This is a genomic window from Paenibacillus pabuli (assembly GCF_039831995.1).
GTDB classification, from domain to species: Bacteria; Bacillota; Bacilli; order Paenibacillales; family Paenibacillaceae; genus Paenibacillus; species Paenibacillus pabuli_C.
The window spans coordinates 945015-964562 of the sequence record NZ_JBDOIO010000004.1; the positions used below are offsets into that span (position 1 = coordinate 945015).

Annotated in this window: 17 protein-coding genes; 15 read left to right on the forward strand and 2 right to left on the reverse strand. The window is 46.5% G+C overall.

Annotated features, from left to right (window positions below; all coding sequences use genetic code 11):
• Positions 1 to 11 precede the first annotated feature (11 nt).
• The 4 genes from ABGV42_RS23820 (at position 12) to ABGV42_RS23835 (ending at position 6321) form a co-directional block, all read left to right on the forward strand.
• Positions 12 to 590: a ComEA family DNA-binding protein gene (locus tag ABGV42_RS23820; protein WP_347383986.1), complete on the forward strand. Its 579-nt coding sequence runs from the start codon at positions 12 to 14 to the stop codon at positions 588 to 590.
• Positions 591 to 699: 109 nt separating this feature from the next.
• Positions 700 to 1221 (forward strand): deoxycytidylate deaminase, encoded by a 522-nt coding sequence (locus ABGV42_RS23825; protein ID WP_095289821.1) that lies wholly within the window; start codon positions 700 to 702, stop codon positions 1219 to 1221.
• 227 nt (positions 1222 to 1448) lie between these two features.
• Positions 1449 to 4196: a ComEC/Rec2 family competence protein gene (locus ABGV42_RS23830; protein ID WP_347383987.1), complete on the forward strand. Its 2748-nt coding sequence runs from the start codon at positions 1449 to 1451 to the stop codon at positions 4194 to 4196.
• Positions 4197 to 4305: 109 nt separating this feature from the next.
• On the forward strand, positions 4306 to 6321 hold the full coding sequence (locus ABGV42_RS23835; RefSeq protein WP_347383988.1) for a copper amine oxidase N-terminal domain-containing protein: 2016 nt from the start codon (positions 4306 to 4308) through the stop codon (positions 6319 to 6321).
• Positions 6322 to 6434: 113 nt separating this feature from the next.
• Here ABGV42_RS23835 and ABGV42_RS23840 read toward each other — a convergent pair whose 3' ends face one another.
• The gene (locus ABGV42_RS23840; protein WP_095359525.1) at positions 6435 to 6737 is read right to left on the reverse strand and encodes a hypothetical protein; all 303 of its coding nucleotides are present in this window, start codon (positions 6735 to 6737) and stop codon (positions 6435 to 6437) included.
• Positions 6738 to 7175: 438 nt separating this feature from the next.
• Between ABGV42_RS23840 and ABGV42_RS23845 the strand changes: the two genes are divergently transcribed.
• The 3 genes from ABGV42_RS23845 to holA all read left to right on the forward strand — a co-directional run bounded on the left by ABGV42_RS23845 (position 7176) and on the right by holA (position 10270).
• Complete coding sequence (locus ABGV42_RS23845; RefSeq protein ID WP_095289827.1) at positions 7176 to 7724, forward strand: RNA polymerase sigma factor; 549 nt, start codon at positions 7176 to 7178, stop codon at positions 7722 to 7724.
• Complete coding sequence (locus ABGV42_RS23850; protein ID WP_347383989.1) at positions 7721 to 8995, forward strand: zf-HC2 domain-containing protein; 1275 nt, start codon at positions 7721 to 7723, stop codon at positions 8993 to 8995. The genes ABGV42_RS23845 and ABGV42_RS23850 overlap by 4 nt, the downstream gene beginning before the upstream one ends.
• Before the next feature lie 258 nt (positions 8996 to 9253).
• A complete protein-coding gene (holA, locus tag ABGV42_RS23855) occupies positions 9254 to 10270 on the forward strand; it encodes a DNA polymerase III subunit delta (protein ID WP_347383990.1) in 1017 nt (338 codons plus the stop codon).
• A 182-nt stretch (positions 10271 to 10452) separates the two neighbouring features.
• Here holA and rpsT read toward each other — a convergent pair whose 3' ends face one another.
• The gene (rpsT, locus tag ABGV42_RS23860) at positions 10453 to 10725 is read right to left on the reverse strand and encodes a 30S ribosomal protein S20 (protein ID WP_024628504.1); all 273 of its coding nucleotides are present in this window, start codon (positions 10723 to 10725) and stop codon (positions 10453 to 10455) included.
• A gap of 174 nt (positions 10726 to 10899) precedes the next feature.
• Here rpsT and gpr point away from each other — a divergent pair, with 174 nt between their 5' ends.
• The 8 genes from gpr (at position 10900) to grpE (ending at position 19517) form a co-directional block, all read left to right on the forward strand.
• A complete protein-coding gene (gpr, locus tag ABGV42_RS23865) occupies positions 10900 to 11901 on the forward strand; it encodes a GPR endopeptidase (RefSeq protein ID WP_347383991.1) in 1002 nt (333 codons plus the stop codon).
• Positions 11902 to 12042: 141 nt separating this feature from the next.
• Positions 12043 to 13332 (forward strand): stage II sporulation protein P, encoded by a 1290-nt coding sequence (locus tag ABGV42_RS23870; protein WP_347383992.1) that lies wholly within the window; start codon positions 12043 to 12045, stop codon positions 13330 to 13332.
• 36 nt (positions 13333 to 13368) lie between these two features.
• Positions 13369 to 13728 (forward strand): hypothetical protein, encoded by a 360-nt coding sequence (locus tag ABGV42_RS23875; protein ID WP_347383993.1) that lies wholly within the window; start codon positions 13369 to 13371, stop codon positions 13726 to 13728.
• A gap of 147 nt (positions 13729 to 13875) precedes the next feature.
• A complete protein-coding gene (gene lepA / locus ABGV42_RS23880) occupies positions 13876 to 15690 on the forward strand; it encodes a translation elongation factor 4 (RefSeq protein WP_095359520.1) in 1815 nt (604 codons plus the stop codon).
• A 123-nt stretch (positions 15691 to 15813) separates the two neighbouring features.
• A complete protein-coding gene (hemW, locus tag ABGV42_RS23885) occupies positions 15814 to 16998 on the forward strand; it encodes a radical SAM family heme chaperone HemW (RefSeq protein ID WP_347383994.1) in 1185 nt (394 codons plus the stop codon).
• A gap of 116 nt (positions 16999 to 17114) precedes the next feature.
• Positions 17115 to 17585 (forward strand): N-acetyltransferase, encoded by a 471-nt coding sequence (locus ABGV42_RS23890; protein ID WP_095289839.1) that lies wholly within the window; start codon positions 17115 to 17117, stop codon positions 17583 to 17585.
• Between the two features lie 255 nt (positions 17586 to 17840).
• Complete coding sequence (gene hrcA / locus ABGV42_RS23895) at positions 17841 to 18872, forward strand: heat-inducible transcriptional repressor HrcA (protein ID WP_095289841.1); 1032 nt, start codon at positions 17841 to 17843, stop codon at positions 18870 to 18872.
• Positions 18873 to 18938: 66 nt separating this feature from the next.
• On the forward strand, positions 18939 to 19517 hold the full coding sequence (gene grpE, locus ABGV42_RS23900; RefSeq protein WP_347383995.1) for a nucleotide exchange factor GrpE: 579 nt from the start codon (positions 18939 to 18941) through the stop codon (positions 19515 to 19517).
• Positions 19518 to 19548: the final 31 nt, after the last annotated feature.

The window sequence follows — 19548 nt, forward strand, 5'->3', positions numbered from 1 at the left end:
GGTGTGGAAGCATGAAATGGAAACAGGGAATAGCCATTGCTGCTGCGGTGATAGGAAGTGTATTCATATTATGGTCGGGCAAAAGTGAACAGCCTCCTTCTGGCTGGGAACCCATACAGCTCGGCACCGAGACGCCGACGAAAGAGCAGGAGCCCCCTGCTGTGCAGTCGGCTGTTTTGGGTCATGGCGAAGCGGATCAGCTTGTAGATGCAGACCCGAATAAAGCTGCTGGTGGCGCTGTTGCGGAGGGGACTGAACAGGCAAATATGGCTGTTAAAGAGACGGGTTCAAATAGCAGTGCGAGTGAACCAGAGGTTGCTTCGGTAACGGTACCTGCAGTGGAATCTGCTTCAGAAAATACTCAAACCGCTCTGCCTGCACAGGATATCGATAACGGTAAAATTGATGTCAATACAGCACCTGCTTCCAAACTTACGGAGCTTCCGGGCATAGGGGAGAAAAAAGCCCAGGCCATCATTGACTATCGCAATGCCCATGGTCCTTTTACCAAAGTAAGCGATTTGACAAAGGTCAAGGGAATTGGGATGAAAATGTTGGAGAAAATGGCCCCCTATGTTCAGATCCGATAATTGCTCTAATAAGATGATTACGGGCAGTAAACAAATATTTTCTTACGTTAAGTGACTAGATATGCATGGTACTGAATGTAATTTATAACGAACGGGAGAGGAAACGAACATGAGTACAGCAGATGTACGCAAAGATTGGGATACTTATTTCATGGACATCGCCTATATGGTCTCAACCCGTTCCCGCTGTTCGCGGCGCCATGTGGGAGCCGTGCTGGTTCAAGGTAAAAAATTGCTTGGAACAGCGTATAACGGTGCACCCATGGGCGTTCCCGACTGCTCCGAAGCCGGATGCATGATTTCCGAAGAGTATGAGCTGGTCGTAACCGATGGTCAGGAGGAAATGATCAAAAAGCAGCGCTGTATTCGGACGATACATGCGGAGCAAAATCTGCTTTTGTTTACCGATCGGAATGACCGTGAAGGATCTTCCGTGTACGTGACGGATGAACCTTGCTGGACTTGTTCCAATATGCTGGCAAACAGCGGCATCACAGAGATTGTTTTTCATCGTCCGTATCCCAAGGATACAGGCAAAGTAACACGCATGATGGCTCAGAAGGGGATAACGTTTCGCAGGTTGGAGAATTATCAACCACCGCGTGAAACCATGATGACGATTAGTGATTAACGGTATTTTAATGCTGGTTAAAAATTTGAAAACACAGGCAGGCCATTAAAAGAAGGATAACGTATAGTGGATTCGATGGGGAAGAACCCCCGGTTTAGCTGTTTCAGCTGCCGGGGTTTCTTTGCATTCCATTAATTTATGTCGGAGGGAGGAATACGTTAGTGAAGGGCAGACCTTTATTCGTGTTCACTGTTTGTTGGTTGTGCGGCAGCGGGTTGGCATGTGTTATGACAGGATGGACTCTGGTTTGGGGGATGCTCGGTGCAATCGCTTGTTTGCCGTTCCTGCTACAATGGATTGACATGCGGGGTTGGTCCATCTTGGTGTTAATCGCGTCGCTAACAGGTGGTGCTGTGCACTGGGAGTGGAACGAGGCCCGGAATGTAAGCAGTTTGCCCGAGGTTACTCAACTGGAAGTTGCAGAACTGGATGGTTACGCTGCTACGCTTTATGGAACATTGGATTCAGACGTTCGGATTGACGGCGACCGGGCAGACTTTCAGATTCAGCTTACTTCAATAGAACCTTTGGCAGAGGACCAATCTGGGACAGAAACCGAAATTCTGCAGATGCCTACAAAAAAAGAACGCCTGATGGTGCAGGTACGATTGGCTGAAGAGGAAGAACAGCAGGTCGCGGCAGAATGGCGGCGAGGTGACGCAATCACGTTGACCGGTTCACTGGCGCTGCCGGGAGAAGCGAGGAATTTTGGCGGTTTTGATTATCGGAATTATCTAAAGACACAGTATATCCATTGGTTGTTTAAAGTGAAAGGAGCCAGTTCGGTAACAACCACTTCTCCAGAAGGGTTTGGACAGTTCAATATACTCCGTTGGAATGACCTGGTCAGAAACCAATTGGGTTCTGCAGTAGACCGACTGTTCCCCGAACCTCACGCGGGTTACATGAAAGGACTTATTATAGGTATGGCAAGCGACATAGATCCGGATACATATGGTCAATTTTCACAACTGGGACTTACGCACATACTGGCTATCTCGGGTACGCATGTTGCCGTATATGTGGCGTCGCTATTACTTCTTATGTCGTGGCTGAGGTTAACCCGGGAAACATCACTTACCATTGTCTTGTTAATGATTCCTGCATATGTGCTGTTATCGGGCGGTTCGCCTTCGGTTATTCGTGCAGGGATTATGTCCATGATCGGTTTGTATATGGCGCGGCGAGGGCTCGCCAGGGACGGACTGCAGATGATTAGTGCAGCTGCCTTGATGATGATGTGGTGGAATCCCTATTTCCTGCTCAGTGTGAGCTTTCAGCTGTCCTTTCTCGTGACTGCAGGGCTGATGATCTATATGCCCCTTATAAATCGGCTATTTAATGGCTGGCCCAAAGCCATTGCAGCGACAGCTTCAGTAACAATAACCGCACAGCTCATTTCTTTTCCAGTAACCATTCTATATTTCAACCAGTTTTCACTGCTTTCCTTCGTCGCCAATTTTCTGCTTGTATCTTTAATTAGCGCTGTTGTACTGCCGCTCGGTACGGTCGCGCTTATATTATCATTCCTCTGGCTGCCTCTGGCCAAACCTCTTGCCTGGGTTGCGATTGTACTCAACAAACTGACATTTGTGAGCGTAGAATGGATGAACAGCCTGCCGGGTTTTGTGCTCATCTGGGCTACACCTTCCCTGTTATGGATTGCGGCATATTATGCTGTTCTATATATACTTTTGTACCTTCTTCATCGGGGAAAAGGAGAGGTTCAGCCTGCCTTGAACGCTGAAGGAGACACGGTACCATTGAATCAGGCATCACGTGAACGTCGTCTGGTTGAAGCCGTTAAGTCTGGTGTGATGGATACACCGATGGAAAACCAAGGTGGAAGTGATCAGGTTCGGAGTAATAAGTCTGGATCGATGACGACACTCAGTGCAAGTATTGCCTGGCCGGAGTATACAAGTGCATTTACGGCACGAGGTGCAGGCTACTATACTGGTGAACGGATGAGTTTGTTCCATAAAGGGGTATGTGGTTTGCTGGTTCTGATTCTTGTTGCGGGGTTGGCTTGGGCTTACCGGACTCCCCAGCCTACCGGCACTGGAGTCGTTCAGTTTTTGGATATTGGCCAGGGGGATAGCACACTCATTACTACGCCTAGAGGTAAACATATACTGGTGGATGGCGGCGGCACGGTTCACTTTGGCAACCAGGAATCCTGGAAAATTCGGCGAGATCCTTATGAAGTAGGAGCTAAAGTAGTTGTGCCTTTATTGAAAAAACGTGGCATTCATCGACTGGATGCAGTCATTCTGACCCATGCCGATCAGGATCATGCCGGAGGCTTGCAGGCCGTGCTTGAGCAGATTCCGGTTGAACGTTTCATGTTTAACGGTACAACAAGTGGCAAAGACAATTTCGAAAAGTTGCTGGATACCGCAGTAGAACGACATATTCCGTTATATGCCATTCAACAAGGAATGTCATACGCACCGGATAATGAGACCGCGCTTCATTTTATATCACCGGATCTGGATCATTCACTGGTTGCAGAAGGCAGACTGCCTGTGTCTGAACACCAAAACCATGATTCAGTTGTATTTCTGCTGGATATGGCAGGCGCCTCCCTGTTATTCACAGGAGACATGGATGCAGCAGCAGAACAGAATCTGTTATATATGATACAAGACGGATCTCTTGCAGCATCATTCAAACAAGAAAGTGATTCATTCTCTTTGTCTTCCACCCGCAAGGCGGTCGATGTGTTGAAGGTGGCGCACCATGGCAGCAAGACATCGTCGACCGAAGCGTGGCTGCAGTACTGGGATGCCAAATCAGCGGTCATTTCAGCAGGAGCCAACAATACCTATGGACATCCCAACCCTGATGTACTCGAACGCCTGGAATCTGTGGGTTCGCAGATTTACCGAACAGATCAGATGGGCGAAATCCAGATGAGAATAAAAGACGGCAAGATTGACGTACGTCAAAAATTGATTATGGATGAATTATGAATTTTCGCCCGGTGCAGGATAATGGTTATTTTTACCGAATAATGATTAGGCTCAGTTTTATTAAGCGCCAGAGATACCGAGATACATAATAAGAAGGGGATAAGAAGCGATGGGATACGAAGAAACAAGACTAAAGAACGGCGGAGTTAAGCAGCATTTCAGAGCTAAGTGGCTCAAAATAACATTGATGTTATGTATTGGAGTTATCTTTTCCAGCTTGCTGCCCGGTCAGTCTCCTGCGACTGCAGCATCCACTACAAGCAGCTCGATCATTTCCGTACTGGACCGTAACCATTATCTAATCGACACTGGTACAGTTTGGGCTAAGGGCATGACCAGTGGAGTCTGGACGCAAAGTCGAAACCTGATTGGCATCTCCAAAGGTGATTCTCATTCCCTATATGGTTGGACTGCGGATGGGCAAGTCTATCGTTGGGATGTGGACAATCCGCAAAAGCCTGAGATAAATCAATACAATGGAGTAGAAAAGGTGTATGGAAATGGTTTGATCCTTCTTCAGGATGGAACACTCCACGACGATGGAAAGCAAATTAAAGGGTTGGAATCCATTATCGATGTCGGTCCTTATCCAGCGGATCGTAATTATTCATATGGCGCATTATCTTCGTCGGGAGACGTCTATTATGCGGACTATCGAAACATGGTTCGCAAGGTAGGGAACGTAGCGGATGGAAAAGCCGTTGCCACGAATAGTGCGTATGCTGCTGTTCTGAAGAACGACGGATCCGTAGTTATTGTTAATATGATGTATGAAGAGGAGCAGGTACAAGTCGCAAGTGACGTTCAATCCATAATCTGGCAAGGGAGTACACATAAGCTACTAACGGTGAAGAAAGATGGCACGGTATGGAGTTATGATCGTACGGCTAAATATAAGTCTGAACAATTGGCAGGGCTAACGAATGTCAATCAGCTTATATATTCGTTTGAGCTAGATGAATTATATGCACGATTACAGGATGGATCTTGGGTTGTCTATAATGAAGGGCAAATGGTACCACTCCAAGTTCCTTCATTAACTAAAGTAACGTTAACTGCATCGGCGAAAGAAGCTGTTATTGGAGATGAAGTTACACTTTCGGTTCAGCAGACATATAGCAACGGCTTTAAAACTAAACGTCAGCCGCAACCTGCGGAAATAACGTTGGAACAGCCTCAAGTTGCTAAAATTCAGGATGACGGCAAACTTAAGGTTACGGGGATTGGGACGACTCAAGTAACATTTACAATAGAAGACCTGACTTCAAGCATTCAGTTGGATGTAGGAGTGCAGCAAAAGCTGACAGGAGCTGCATTATTAAATGGTACCGTATATTTGCCAGTGCAGTCGGTGTTTAAGACGTTAGGTGCCAAAGTCGAGGTAAAAGGTTCGTCTTTTTCAATTCAACTTGGAGATGACAAGATTATCCTGCAAAAGGGAAATGCAACTGCGCAATTTAACAATAAAGAGCTCAAGTTAAAAGGAAAAGTGCAAACCATTGGAGGACAGACGGTATTTCCAGCAAGTCTCTTGAGTCAGACTGCAGGGATTAAAGTTCGATGGGATGGAGAGTTAAAACAGGCAGAGGTTCTGGTGGGTAAGTCATCCATTCTTATTGAATCCAAGGATACAGCTGCACTAATCAAGAAAAAAGAGCTTGGAAGTCTTAGCCGATTGATCGGCAAATCGTATTGGATTAATAGTTACACCGAGTTGGGACAACGTTTCAGCAAAGTAACGATAACCGATATCGAAATTAATAAGAATGATTCTGGAGATAAGAGCTACTCTGTAGTATTTCGTAACGCAAAAGGTAAAACAGGTGTTGTTTATGCAGGGGGCAATGCCACCAAGGTCACGGAGATGTTGTCAGATTCGGATCAATTCTTCACTTATGATCCCTACCAAAAATACAAATGGTCGCAGTCCACATGGAAGAAGATTATTGCCGGTGAAGTAGCTCTGGGTATGACCACGACACAAGCAGGTTTGGCGTGGGGAGACCCCACGAGCATTACCCAAGAAATGAGTTCAAAGGGTAAAATAGAAGTGTGGGTCTATGCTGGGCCGAATTTATTGCGTGTTTTGAGCTTTGTCAGTGGAAAACTGATTAGCATTTATTAAATTTATCTTCAATAGCATGAAATCACCGTCTCAATGAAATTATGCAAAAAGCCCGTTTCGGCTAGACTCCTGGTTGGAGTATAGCCGAAACGGGCCATTAATAATCAAAAGAATTATTCAACGCCGTCCTTAAAATGTTTGTTCCAATGCTTGTCACCTTTGTGCAAAAGGTCTTCTACTGTTTTTTCCAGCGTGAGCAGAAGCTGCTCTCTGACATCAAGTACAGTTTCTCTGTACAGACGTTCTTCCGATCCGACGATTTTATCGCCGTATAACGCCTGTGCAGCGGTGTATTTCCGGTGTTCCTCAACCAAAGTATCAATGGATTGCATTGCATGTTCTACAAAATGAGAAATGCTTTGATATTCCTTCGGCATTTGTTCTTTTAATAATTGAATCTTCGCAAGAGCTGGCATGCTCATCACCTCGTATTATGAATGTAAATTTACAATACACTATTTTCATGAAAATTGCATTAAAAAGAGCTTAATTTTGGACAAATTTCGACTTTTTTTATTTTTGAAAACTTTCACGCGCTTATCTATAATGTATGCCATTGCAATGGAATTGAGTCGTGTAAGTAATGGAATGGCTGGTTGAAGCCGCGTGGTGACTCGGTATGCAATTTCTGTTATTCTTAGATAAGTTTCAGCGGCCCTTCATACATAAGCCGTTATTTTGTTGTGGTAATATTCACATCTATTAACGTATTCTAGGAACATGCTGAGCTTAGTAAGCGATAACAAGTGTGAATGCTCCAATGTTTTACCTTTTCTGTCTAAAAAAATACTTAACTTTGCAACAATTTTATTGATGAACACGTCTGTAAGGTTGCAGGGAGAGGGGGATCCTTTGTGGTAGAGCCGGAACTCATCAGAGCCGCTCAATCGGGCGATCGCGACGCTCTAATTACCCTATTGCGGGACATAGAACAGCATGTATACCGAACCGCATATTACATTTTAAATAATGAACAGGATGCTTTGGATGCTGCTCAGGAAGCATTGATCCGAATCTATACCAAAATTAATTCCTACGAAGAAAAAGCCCAATTCAAAACATGGGTGCAGCGGATCGTAACGAATATCTGTATTGATAAATTCAGAAGAACCAAGCCCTCGGTCTCCATTGACGAGCATGAGATGGTATTTCAGGATAATCAGGATGTGGAGTTTGAAGTGATGTCCACGTATGTTGCAAAAGATATTCAGGATGCGATCAACAAGCTTCCAGAGCATCATCGAACGGTAATTGTACTAAGATATTTGCAGGATTTATCGTATAACGAAATTGCGGATTGTCTTGATCTTCCGCTGAATACAGTCAAATCGTATTTATTCAGAGCCAGACAGCAATTGCAAAATCTACTACAGGAGTATCAGAAAGGTGGTGTGACAGGATGAAATGCGAAGAGGTGGTGGAATGGATGCACCGGTATCTGGATCATGATCTGGGCGACGCGGAAACTGCGCAGATGCTACAGCACGTGGCCCAATGCCCGGAGTGCGCCGAGAATTTTAGTTTGCTTAGAGCTCTTTCCAGAGAATTGGAAGATTTGCCGCAGGTGACCCCGAAATTCAGCTTGGTTGATGCAATTATACCTCAATTGGATGCGATTGACGAAGCGCGGAGGGAACAAAGCAGTACAATACAGGAAATGAGTCCTGTCCCTGCTGCATTCGAGAATTTACAACGTTCAAGTGAACGCAAACCAAAACAGAAGTGGCTTAACTCCATGATGGGCCGGATGTCCATGGGTGCTGCTGCCGCGGCAGTGGTGCTAGGTGTTGCGATCTGGGGTTATGAACCTGAAAAGGTGGAGAATGCCGAGTCGATCATGATGAGTTCGGGCAGCACCCAGGAGACGGGGACGGTCGATCAAAATCCGCTAAGCCGGGAGCTCGAGAACGACGAATCCTCCTCATCTGAAAATAACAGCGGTCCATTAATGGATGATACGGAGAGTCAATCGCCCATGTCAGAAAAGACGAATCCAGAGACTGCGCCCGAAGAAAGTGGATCGGGTCAGGTCCAGGAGCCTGAGGTGAAGGATAACCAGACGCCAAATCAGTCAGACACAACGTCTGAATCAGATAACAGCACGGAAGCTCGAAATTCTCCTTCCAGTAATCCGGATGCTTCCGATAGTCAGAAGAGCCAAGATCAACGACAGGATACGCAGCAAAAAAATCAGGATTCAAATACAGCTGCTGTGCCTCCTGCAGGAGCGGATGAAAAAGAAACAACAGAAGCAGACGGCAGGGATGCTGAATCATTCAACACACAGGGGATTGCGCCTGAGGTAGATACTGAGGAACCGACTGAAGATAATCAATCTCCCGGTACCGAAGCGGGAGCTGCGGAGAGTGGCAACAAAGGCTTTGTTGCACCAAATCAGGGGATAACCTCTACCATGACGTCGAAGGAATGGAATTCACCCGACGGATCCTATGTAGTGATGCTGATCGACAACCAGTTAAGTGTTTATTCAAAATCGGCAACGGATTCAGACGTTCTTAATCTGGTGGAACAGCGCAGTTTGGAAGGTACATTGAAGACAGCCGGCTGGTCCAGCGACAGTACCTCGTTCAACTACGAGACAGACAAGGATGGAACTACGGTGAAGAGTTCGTTCACTGTGCCTTCGGCTTCGGGTGAAACTTCCACTAAATAATTCGGAGAGTGTGAGCCTGCTCTCTCGAATCAGCAGAACATTTTAAGCTTGGCAAGAATATACTGAACGTATCAATAACGTCCTATCTCAGTTGAAACAACTGACGTCGTATGACCGGGGTCCAGCCATTTCTAGAATTGCTGGTGTCCTCGTTTATATAGATGTAGGACCAGGGGCCTTCATTCGTTATAAAGGATGATGGCCCCTTTGTTGTCTGTCCTGTTTTCTGGTAGGATAGTAGGGATAGGGGGCACCGTGATGGATGTGAAAACGGCAACAAAGGCGATACGCAATGGGGAGACGGCTCCGATATATGTGCTGTACGGAACGGAGAAATACCAGATACAGCAATTTACGGATATGTTAAAAGATCAGGTAATTGAGGAAGAGCATCGGGATTTTGCCATTATTCCGTATGATTTGTCCGAAACACCTGTAGAGGTGGTCATTGAGGAAGCGGAGACGGTTCCCTTTTTGGTCCCTCGTAAATTAATTATTGTAAGGGATGCTAGCTTGTTTACGGCGGGTAAAGAGTCCAAGATTGATCACCAGGTGGATCGTCTGCTTACTTATATGGACAATCCAGCTGATTACAGTACCATTGTTTTCCTCGCACAAGGAGACAAACTGGATGAGCGTAAAAAGTTGGTAAAAGCAGTCAAGAAACAGGCAGTCGTTCTCGCCTTTGCTCCACTGAGCGGAGAAGAACTGCTGAATTGGATCGTGAAGCTTGCGAAGCAGCGGGATGTGTCGTTTGAAGCGGGAGCTGCCGATACACTTGTGAGTTTTGCGGGCACAGGTTTGCAGACTCTATCTGCTGAAGTAGACAAGCTATGCCTGTACGCGGGTAATGGGGGAACCATCCGTCGTGCTGATATTGAGTCATTGGTAGCACGCAGTACCGAGCAGAATGTATTTGCCTTGGTGGAAGAATTAGCCAACCTACGTCTGGAGAAAGCACTGGGTCTATTCTATGAACTGCTGAAACAGCGCGAAGAGCCTATTAAAATTGCAGCTCTGATCGCTCGTCAGTTCAGAATTATGATTCAAGTCAAAGAGCTCGGGCAGCAAAGCTATTCACAACAGCAAATCGCCAGTCAGCTGGGTTTGCATCCGTATGCGGTTAAAATTGCCGGAGAGCAGGCTCGCAAATTTCAGCCGGAACGGCTGAGAAATATTCTGAGTCATCTTAGCGAACTGGATTACCAGATGAAGACAGGTGTCGTCGATAAAGTGCTTGGATTGGAGTTATTCCTGCTTAGACTTGGAGCATAAAGACAGCATCTCGAGAGAGAATGGATTCGCAAACAAAGAACCCGTATTCGGTCGTCAGATAGATCGCCGGAGACGGGTTCTTTGTTTGGATTGATTGAATACTTATCAGACCAGATACTAAAAAATCCTGAAAGCACGGTGCTGTTCAGGATTTTTCCATTGGATCGTATAAGTAACGCTTCTTACGCTTGTGCGGAAAGAGCGTTCAGTTTTTTCGCCAAGCGAGACTTTTTGCGGGCTGCAGCATTTTTATGAACCAGACCTTTAGTTACAGCCTTGTCCAGCTTTTTGGAAGCAGCTTGAATCGCAGCTTTTGCAGTATCAACTTCGTTGCTTACCAGAGCAGCATCAGCAGCTTTAACAGCTGTACGGAGTGCGGATTTCTGGGAAGCGTTGAGTGCGCGGCGCTTGTCGCTCGTTTTTACGCGTTTAACAGCGGATTTGATGTTTGGCATTACATTCACCTCCTGTAAGGCATTCGCATGAATACAAACGTTTCACAACTTAAAATATTCTAGCACGCTAGCATGCAAATTGCAACAAATATTCCTATAGTGTTCTTGGCATTGCATAAAGAACCTCTTTTCCCCACACAATATGCTCAAATGCGGTAAGGGAGGCAGGAACAGATGACGCTCGATTTACAGAACTATACCGTTCGCACTGATTTGGCAATTGACTCGAAAGAAATGGCTCAAGGTTCACAGAAGCAGACGATTCCCGGCCTGCGTGAAGATGTGGAGGAAAAAGACGGCATTACCATCACACGGATTGATGTACTGAACGATGCTGCCGCAAAAACAATCGGACGTGTCAAAGGACATTACGTCACGCTGGAAGTTCCATCGCTACGTAACGGCGACACCGAACTTCAGGAACGCGTGGCAGCGGAATTCACGCGGGAGATGGAGGATTTTCTAACCAAGGCGGGTGTGAACAAGACATCCAAAATACTTATTGTAGGTCTTGGTAATTTGCATGTAACTCCTGATTCGCTTGGTCCACTGGTGGTGGAAAACTTGATGGTAACCCGTCAGTACTTCGAATTGGTACCGGATCAGGTGGCTCCAGGATATCGTGAAGTTAGTGCCATCGCCCCTGGCGTGCTTGGTACTACAGGGATTGAGTCCAGTGACATCGTGCAAGGGATTGTGGATAGGACCAAACCGGATGCCATTATTGCCATTGATGCACTGGCTTCTCGTTCACTCGAACGGGTCAACACCACAATTCAGGTGGCTGATATTGGAATTCATCCTGGTTCAGGTATCGGTAACAAACGACGCGGACTAACTAAAGAGATTTTGGGTGTACCCTGTATTGCCATCGGTGTGCCGACCGTATGTTACGCCTCGACGATCGTAAATAATGTCATTGAAATGATGAGCGCACACTTCCGTCAAGAGACGGATCAGACCAAACAGATTATGGGCATGCTGGACGATATCGGTGAGCAGGATCGTTTAAGTTTGGTGAAAGAGGTTTTGGAGCCACTTGGTCATGATTTGATTGTTACCCCAAAGGAAATTGATGAATTCATCGAGGGAATTGCCAACGTTATTGCATCAGGCCTGAATGCTGCCCTGCATGACGCGGTGAATCCGGATAACGTTGCGGCGTATACTCATTAAACAGTAAACCATCAAAGGCAGGAAGTCCGAATCTATCGGACTTTCTTTTTTTTGTCTTTCTTCTATTTCCTGTTCTATCAAATCTTGCAGGCTCATAGAGTTGAAGTATAAGAGTTGTCCAGCAGGGAAGGAGACAGATGAATGAACAAAATATTGGCCTGGAATATCGGAAAGTGGAAAAAAAGATGTCTGCACGTGCTGGCCATGGGCCGTACGTTGCTGCTGCTTATGATTATATCAGCTTTGTTTTTTGTCGTACTTGGTCTGGGAGGCATGGCAGAGAAAAGGTTGAACAATTCGCCGGTTTCTTCCATGAAAGGTTTTGCGAGTGCTGTATCCAGCAGCTTTTTTGTGGATATGCTCGGCATGGAGATGCCCCACCTGACCCAGAAGGAGCAAACTTCCGCATTCTCCGGCGAAAATCTGACGACATTTGTATTTCAGCTTCTTACGAATGTTAATCCTCAAGACCCCAAAAGCCTGATCGCAAGAGAAATGCCTGGCATGGGTGCCAATCAACCGGTTTTGCTCCGTCCTGGTTCTGGAAACGAGAAGGCCGAAGCACCTGAAGATTATCAACCAGGACCAGGGCTGACGGATACCGCATCTGCTGGAGGAGGCAAAACGGATGGCGAACTGCATATTCCCCCAGGTCAGGATAACCTGGATTCTTCCGAAACGGACGAGCCGGATGACGGAGAAGTGAAGGAAGATCCACCGCCGAAGAGCGATGGTCAAGAAGGTACAGCCACAACGGGTAAAAAAGCCGTACTGATCTATCATTCCCATCCGCGTGAAGGATACAATCCGTTGCTTGGCACCAAGAGTGATAATCCTTCCTCCGGAAAAGCGACAGGCAACGTTTTTCAAGTAGGGACGTACCTGTCCGACAGTTTGCAAGCGCTTGGCGTTGGAGTGGAGCATGCAACGGACGATTACCCGACCAAAGTGAAGGATTATAACTGGAACTATTCCTATAAATATTCCCGCCAGACTGTAAAGGCTGCACTCGCCGAAAATGATGACCTGACCTATCTCATTGATATTCACCGGGATTCCCAGCGTCACAACAAAACAACCACGACCATTAATGGCAAGGGGTATGCCAAAGTATATTTCATCATTGGTCATGAGAATCCGAATTGGCAACAAAATGAAGCCTTTGCTGCAAAGATTCACAAGAAACTCGAAGCGAAATACCCTGGTGTCTCCAGAGGGGTTTGGGGCAAAGATGGTGGCGGAGCAAATAATGGTGAGTACAACCAAACCCTCTCACCCAACAGCATTCTGATCGAAATCGGAGGGATTGACAATACAGGGGCTGAGCTCAAGCGAACATCAAAAGTCCTTGCAGACATGATTGCCGAAGTATATTGGGAAGATCAGAACGTGGATAAAGCCAGTACGGGGACCAAGTCACAAGGCAGTTGAGTATTTCAAGATGTAACCTGACAGGAGGGGAACAATGTGTCCAGATTCGGCAAAAAAATGTTAACCGTTATTGTATTCATGTTATTAGGGGTTCTGCTGGGGATGCAGCTGGCAGGAAGTAACCTTCAGGTGGGTAACATTTCAGAGGTTCCGGCCGTAGTCAAACCGGAACCAGAACCAGAACCTGCTGCCGAATCGGAGCCCACTGTTCCCGTTCAGCAGGAAGAAAAAGAGAAGCCGATTGTTCCTGTTCAAACTCCAAGTCAGGTGCTTGGGGCGGAGCAGAACAAAGCCCCCGTGGATGTGCTTGCAGATAAAACGGCGGGACTGCTTCAAAATCTGTCTCATAATGGAATTAAGTGGGTAGTTTCATTGTTTAGCGGGGTTGCTGAATAAAAAGCTGCTCGGTAAAGGTAAAATAAACCCCTGGAGATTCACAAAACAGGATGTTTGTTATAAAGTTGAGACAACGCGGGATTGATGCACCCTGCATCAACTGTTATAATGAAGTGATTGACACTAGGCTGTTTCTGGGGGTAAGGAATGACTGACATTCGGGCAAGACAACGTAAAATTCGTAACTTTTCAATTATTGCACATATAGATCACGGCAAATCAACACTTGCGGACCGGATCTTGGAGTACACAGGTGCGCTCACCACACGGGAAATGCAGGAGCAGGTACTGGATCAGATGGAGCTTGAACGCGAACGTGGTATTACGATCAAGCTGCAGGCCGTTGCCCTGTCTTATAAAGCGGATGATGGTGAAGAATATCTATTGAATCTAATTGATACGCCTGGACACGTAGACTTCACATATGAAGTATCTCGCAGTCTTGCTGCATGTGAGGGTGCGTTGCTGGTTGTGGATGCGGCTCAGGGAATTGAAGCGCAGACACTGGCAAACGTATACCTGGCATTGGATAATGACCTTGAAATCTTACCGGTCATCAACAAAATTGACCTTCCAAGCGCCGATCCGGATCGGGTGAAGCAGGAAGTGGAAGATGTCATTGGTTTGGACACCAGCAATGCAGTTCTGGCTTCGGCCAAAGCCGGCATTGGGATTAAAGAGATTCTGGAACAAGTCGTACAGAGTGTTCCTGCACCACAGGGTGATCCTGACCAGCCATTGAAAGCGCTGATTTTTGACTCGCACTATGACCCGTACAAAGGCGTAATTGTATATATCCGTGTCATTGACGGCAAAATCAAGTCCGGTTCCAAAATCAAAATGATGGCAACAGGAAAATCATTTGAAGTTATCGAAGTGGGTGCGTTTAAACCACGTATGACCATTGTGGACGAGCTGAACGTGGGGGATGTTGGTTTTGTTGTTGCAGGTATCCGGCATGTAGGAGATACCCAAGTCGGGGATACGATAACAGATGCCAAAAATCCAACACTAGAACCTTTGCCGGGTTACCGCAAAATTAATCCAATGGTTTACTGTGGTCTCTACCCAATTGAGACATCCGATTATGTGGATCTGCGTGAAGCGCTGGAGAAATTGCAGTTGAACGATGCATCCCTAAGCTTCGAACCGGAAACCTCAAGTGCACTCGGCTTTGGATTCCGTTGCGGATTCCTGGGACTGCTTCATATGGATGTTATTCAGGAGCGGATTGAGCGAGAGTTCAACATACCGCTCATCACAACAGCACCAAGCGTAATCTATCATGTGACATTGACGAATGGTGAAGTCATGCAGATTGATAACCCATCCAATTATCCTGAGGTGGGAAGAATCGATTACGTGGAGGAACCATACGTGAAAGCCTCCATTATCGTACCGAATGATTATGTAGGTACCATTATGGAACTTTGTCAAAACAAACGCGGTGAATATGTGAATATGGAATATCTTGATACCACTCGGGTTACCATTACGTATGAGATCCCATTGTCCGAGATTGTGTATGATTTCTTCGATCAATTGAAATCAAGTACAAAAGGGTACGCGTCCTTCGACTACGAACTGTCTGGTTATCGTCAGTCCAATCTGGCGAAAATGGATATTTTGCTTAATGGCGAGCAGGTCGATGCCCTGTCGTTCATCGTTCACCGTGACCGTGCATATAACCGCGGCCGCATTATCTGTGAGAAGCTGCGCGAGCTGATTCCACGGCAAATGTTTGAGGTGCCGATTCAGGCATCCGTAGGTACGAAGGTCGTTGCACGTGAAACCGTAAAAGCCATGCGTAAAAACGTACTTGCCAAGTGTTACGGCGGTGACATCTCGCGGAAACGGAAGCTGCTGGAGAAGCAGAAGGAAGGTAAGAAGCGGATGAAGCAGGTTGGTAACGTTGAGGTGCCGCAGGAAGCGTTTATGGCGGTGCTGAAAATTGATGATTAAACCATTCAATTTTGAGTGCAACACACAGTGCGTGTATCAAAAGTGAATTACAGAATACTAAATAAACTAAGCTGAAAGGGAAGCCGGATGGCTTTCCTTTTTTCAAATAGAGGGGGACTTGCCATGACATTGGCAGCACACAGCCGGAAAACAGGTGCACCCCAAGCGGTGTACCTTCATATTCCCTTTTGCACAAATAAATGCTTCTATTGCGATTTCAACTCCTATGTCCTGAAGGACCAGCCTGTAATGCAATACCTTGAGGCATTGGAGCGGGAGATGGAACATACCGTCAAAGCCAATCCGCCGGGAGAAATCAAAACCATTTTTGTTGGTGGTGGTACACCAACGGCTTTGAAGCCAGACGAAATGGCCGTATTCCTGCGGTCTGTTAAAACGTATTTCCCGAATTGGGCGGACGATATTGAATTTTCAATGGAAGCCAACCCGGGAACGACAGATGCCGAGAAGCTAGCCGTGATGAAAGAAGGCGGAGTGAACCGCGTCAGCTTTGGCGTACAGGCTTTTCAAAATGACCTGTTGACAGGTATTGGACGAATTCATAATACGGACGATGTATATCGCAGTCTGGAGAACGCCCGCAAGGCAGGATTGACTAACCTGTCGATCGACCTGATGTTTGGCTTGCCAAATCAAACGGTGGAGATGCTGAACGAGAGTATTGATAAGGCGCTTGAGCTCGATTTGCCTCACTATTCCATATACAGTTTGAAAGTTGAAGAGAATACGCTTTTCCATACGTTATATCAAAAGAACCAACTGCCGCTCCCTCATGAGGATGATGAGCTGCAGATGTATCTTCTATTAATGAAGCGAATGAAAGAAGCGGGATACGGCCAGTACGAAATCAGTAACTTTGCGAAACCCGGATTCGAGAGTCGGCACAATATTACGTACTGGCGCAATGAGGACTATTATGGTCTTGGAGCCGGTGCGCATGGATACGTGGGCCGTGAGCGTCATATGAATATTAAAGGTATAAATCCTTATGTCGAAGCATCCCGTGCAGGACTGCCTCGCCTGGATCATTTTGAGATCAGTCGTGCCGAAGCCATGGAAGATTATTTGATGGTTGGACTGAGAATGCTGGAGGGTGCATCCGCTTCGCGGTTCAGTGAACAGTTTGGAGAATCCATCGAAGACGTGTTTGCTAAGCCCCTAGGCAAAATGCTGAATGCAGGACTGCTTGAACGGACGTCAGACGGCTTCCGGCTCAGTGAACAGGGGATCCTGTTCGGGAATGACGTTTTTGCCGAGTTTATCGGGTCAATATCGCTGAATTCGTAGCTTGAAATTCCATACACTCTGTTGTATATTTATTCATATTGATTTTACAGAGCGTGTTTGGATAACCACTACGAAGTCAGCTTTCCTCTGGAAAGCTTGTATAGGAGGAGAGCGGGATGTCGGCGATATGCAGAAAAGCCGTACCGGAAGATGTTGAACCATTGTTTGAAATGATTAAGGGATATGCTGAACGTGGGATCATGCTTCCGCGATCAAGGGAAGTACTGCATCGACAGCTGGAACACTTTGTCGTAGCCGAAGTGAACGGTGAAGTGGTGGGCTGCGGCTCGCTGTGCCGTCTGGGGAATGATCTGGTGGAAGTCAGGTCGCTCGGCATCTCGGAAGGACACAAAGGGATGGGGATTGGTTCCTTGCTGCTGGACCGTTTGGTGGAAGAAGCTGAGAAGCAGCAGATTCCAAAGGTCATGGCACTGACATATGAGGTCTCCTTTTTCCTCAAAAATGGGTTTGCCGTGGTAAACAAAGAGATATTCCCGGAAAAAGTGTGGACGGACTGTGTTCATTGCAGCAAGCAGGACTGCTGCGATGAGATCGCAGTGCTGAAGGAATTGAATGTATCCGCATAAAATAATGAAGGGCCATATGCTTCGGAAGAATGTAACATTCGTCTGAGCTGGGTCCTTTTCTTTTATAGTAATTTAGTGGCTAATGCTGTTATGACCGGCCAAGAATGGTCTATACTATAAATAGATGAGCGTACTCATCAAACTGACTTGACAATCTTCACGTCAGTTTGGTATTTTTGTATTACCGCTTAGCACTCATCTAACCGGAGTGCTAACGACATGGGACAGTACAGTCAGAAGGAGGGAATACTCACCATGTTAACAGAGCGTCAACGTATGATTCTGAACGCTATAGTGGATGACTATATCCGTTCAGCTGAGCCCGTAGGGTCCCGAAGCATTTCCAAAAGGGGAGATGTTGGATACAGTCCGGCTACGATCCGTAATGAAATGGCGGATCTCGAAGATATGGGTTTTCTGGAACAGCCGCATACCTCGGCAGGCCGTATTCCTTCGCATAAAGGCTATCGATATTATGTCGATCATTTGGTTCCCTGGAATCAGGTGGAGCCGCAAGAGCTGGATGATCTAAAATCATTCTTTGCCGAAAAATTAAATGTCATGGAACAAGTGATTCAGCATGCATCGGTCATTTTGTCGCACATGACGAATTATACTTCAATCCTTCTTGGACCCGAAGTATTCCATACTTCACTGCGTCATTTTCAGCTGCTGCCGCTGAATGAAAATACGGCCGTGGCTATTATTGTGACCAACACGGGTCAAGTGGAGAACAAGACGGTTCAAATTCCTCCGGAGATCTCGGTAGCCGAGATGGAGAAAGTGGTCAATTTGCTTAACGCCAAACTGGTTGGTGTGCCTATCTACAAATTAAAATCCCGCCTCTACACCGAGCTTGGGCAAGAGATGGAACGGCACATTTCACGCTATGAGGAAGTTATGCAGGTGCTGAACAGTGCTTTTGACAACGAACATGATAATCGTCTATTCCTCAGTGGTGCAACGAATATGTTGACCCAACCGGAATTCAAAGATGTCGAAAAGGTAAAGGATATTCTTGACCTGCTGGATGAGACACCAACACTCATGAAATTAATGATGCCTGTGCCGGGTGGATCAGGTATTCAGGTGCGTATCGGCACCGAGAATGATCATGAAGCCTTCGCCAACTGCAGTTTGATTACAGCGTCCTATTCATTGGATGGAGAAGCTTTGGGATCAATCGGGATACTGGGACCCACACGGATGGATTATGCACGTGTCATTCATATTTTAAATACATTATCTCGTGATTTAACGGCTATGCTAACGCATCGCTTCAAATAGGAAACATGCTGCAAGCCATAAGGATACGGGATTGAACGAATTCATTAGTATAAGGAGGTGAACATCTTGAAAGAGGAGCAATCATTCGCAGCAGAAGAACAGGAACAGCAGGAAATGACAGCGGCCGAGAGCCAGGGACCTGTTAACGAAGCAGGAGCTGCAGAAGCGCAGGCCGAGGAGATGGCAGATCAGGGGCAAGATGAGCTCGCACGTTTGAAGGCAGAGGTTGAGGAAACACAGCAGCGCTTTGTCCGTGCTCAAGCTGATTTTGATAACTTCCGTCGCCGTACACAAAAGGAAAAAGAGGAACTGGCGAAGTATGCTTCAATGAAGTTGGTCACCGAACTGGTGCCGGTTATTGACAACTTCGAACGTGCCATGGCTACTGTGCCGGAAGGTACGGAATCCGAATCCTTCTCCAAAGGCATCCAAATGATCTTCCGCCAGCTGGAAACGGTGCTGAACAATGAAGGTCTGACTGCAATGGAAACGGTTGGACAGCCGTTTAATCCTGAATTCCATCAAGCAATTATGCAAGTGGAGAGCGACGAGTATGAGGAAGGTACCGTTGTGGAGGAAGTCCAAAAAGGCTATATGCTGAAGGATAAAGTACTTCGTCCTGCCATGGTTAAAGTCAGCTCATAATTTTGGTTACAGAATAATGGGCCTCGCCCCA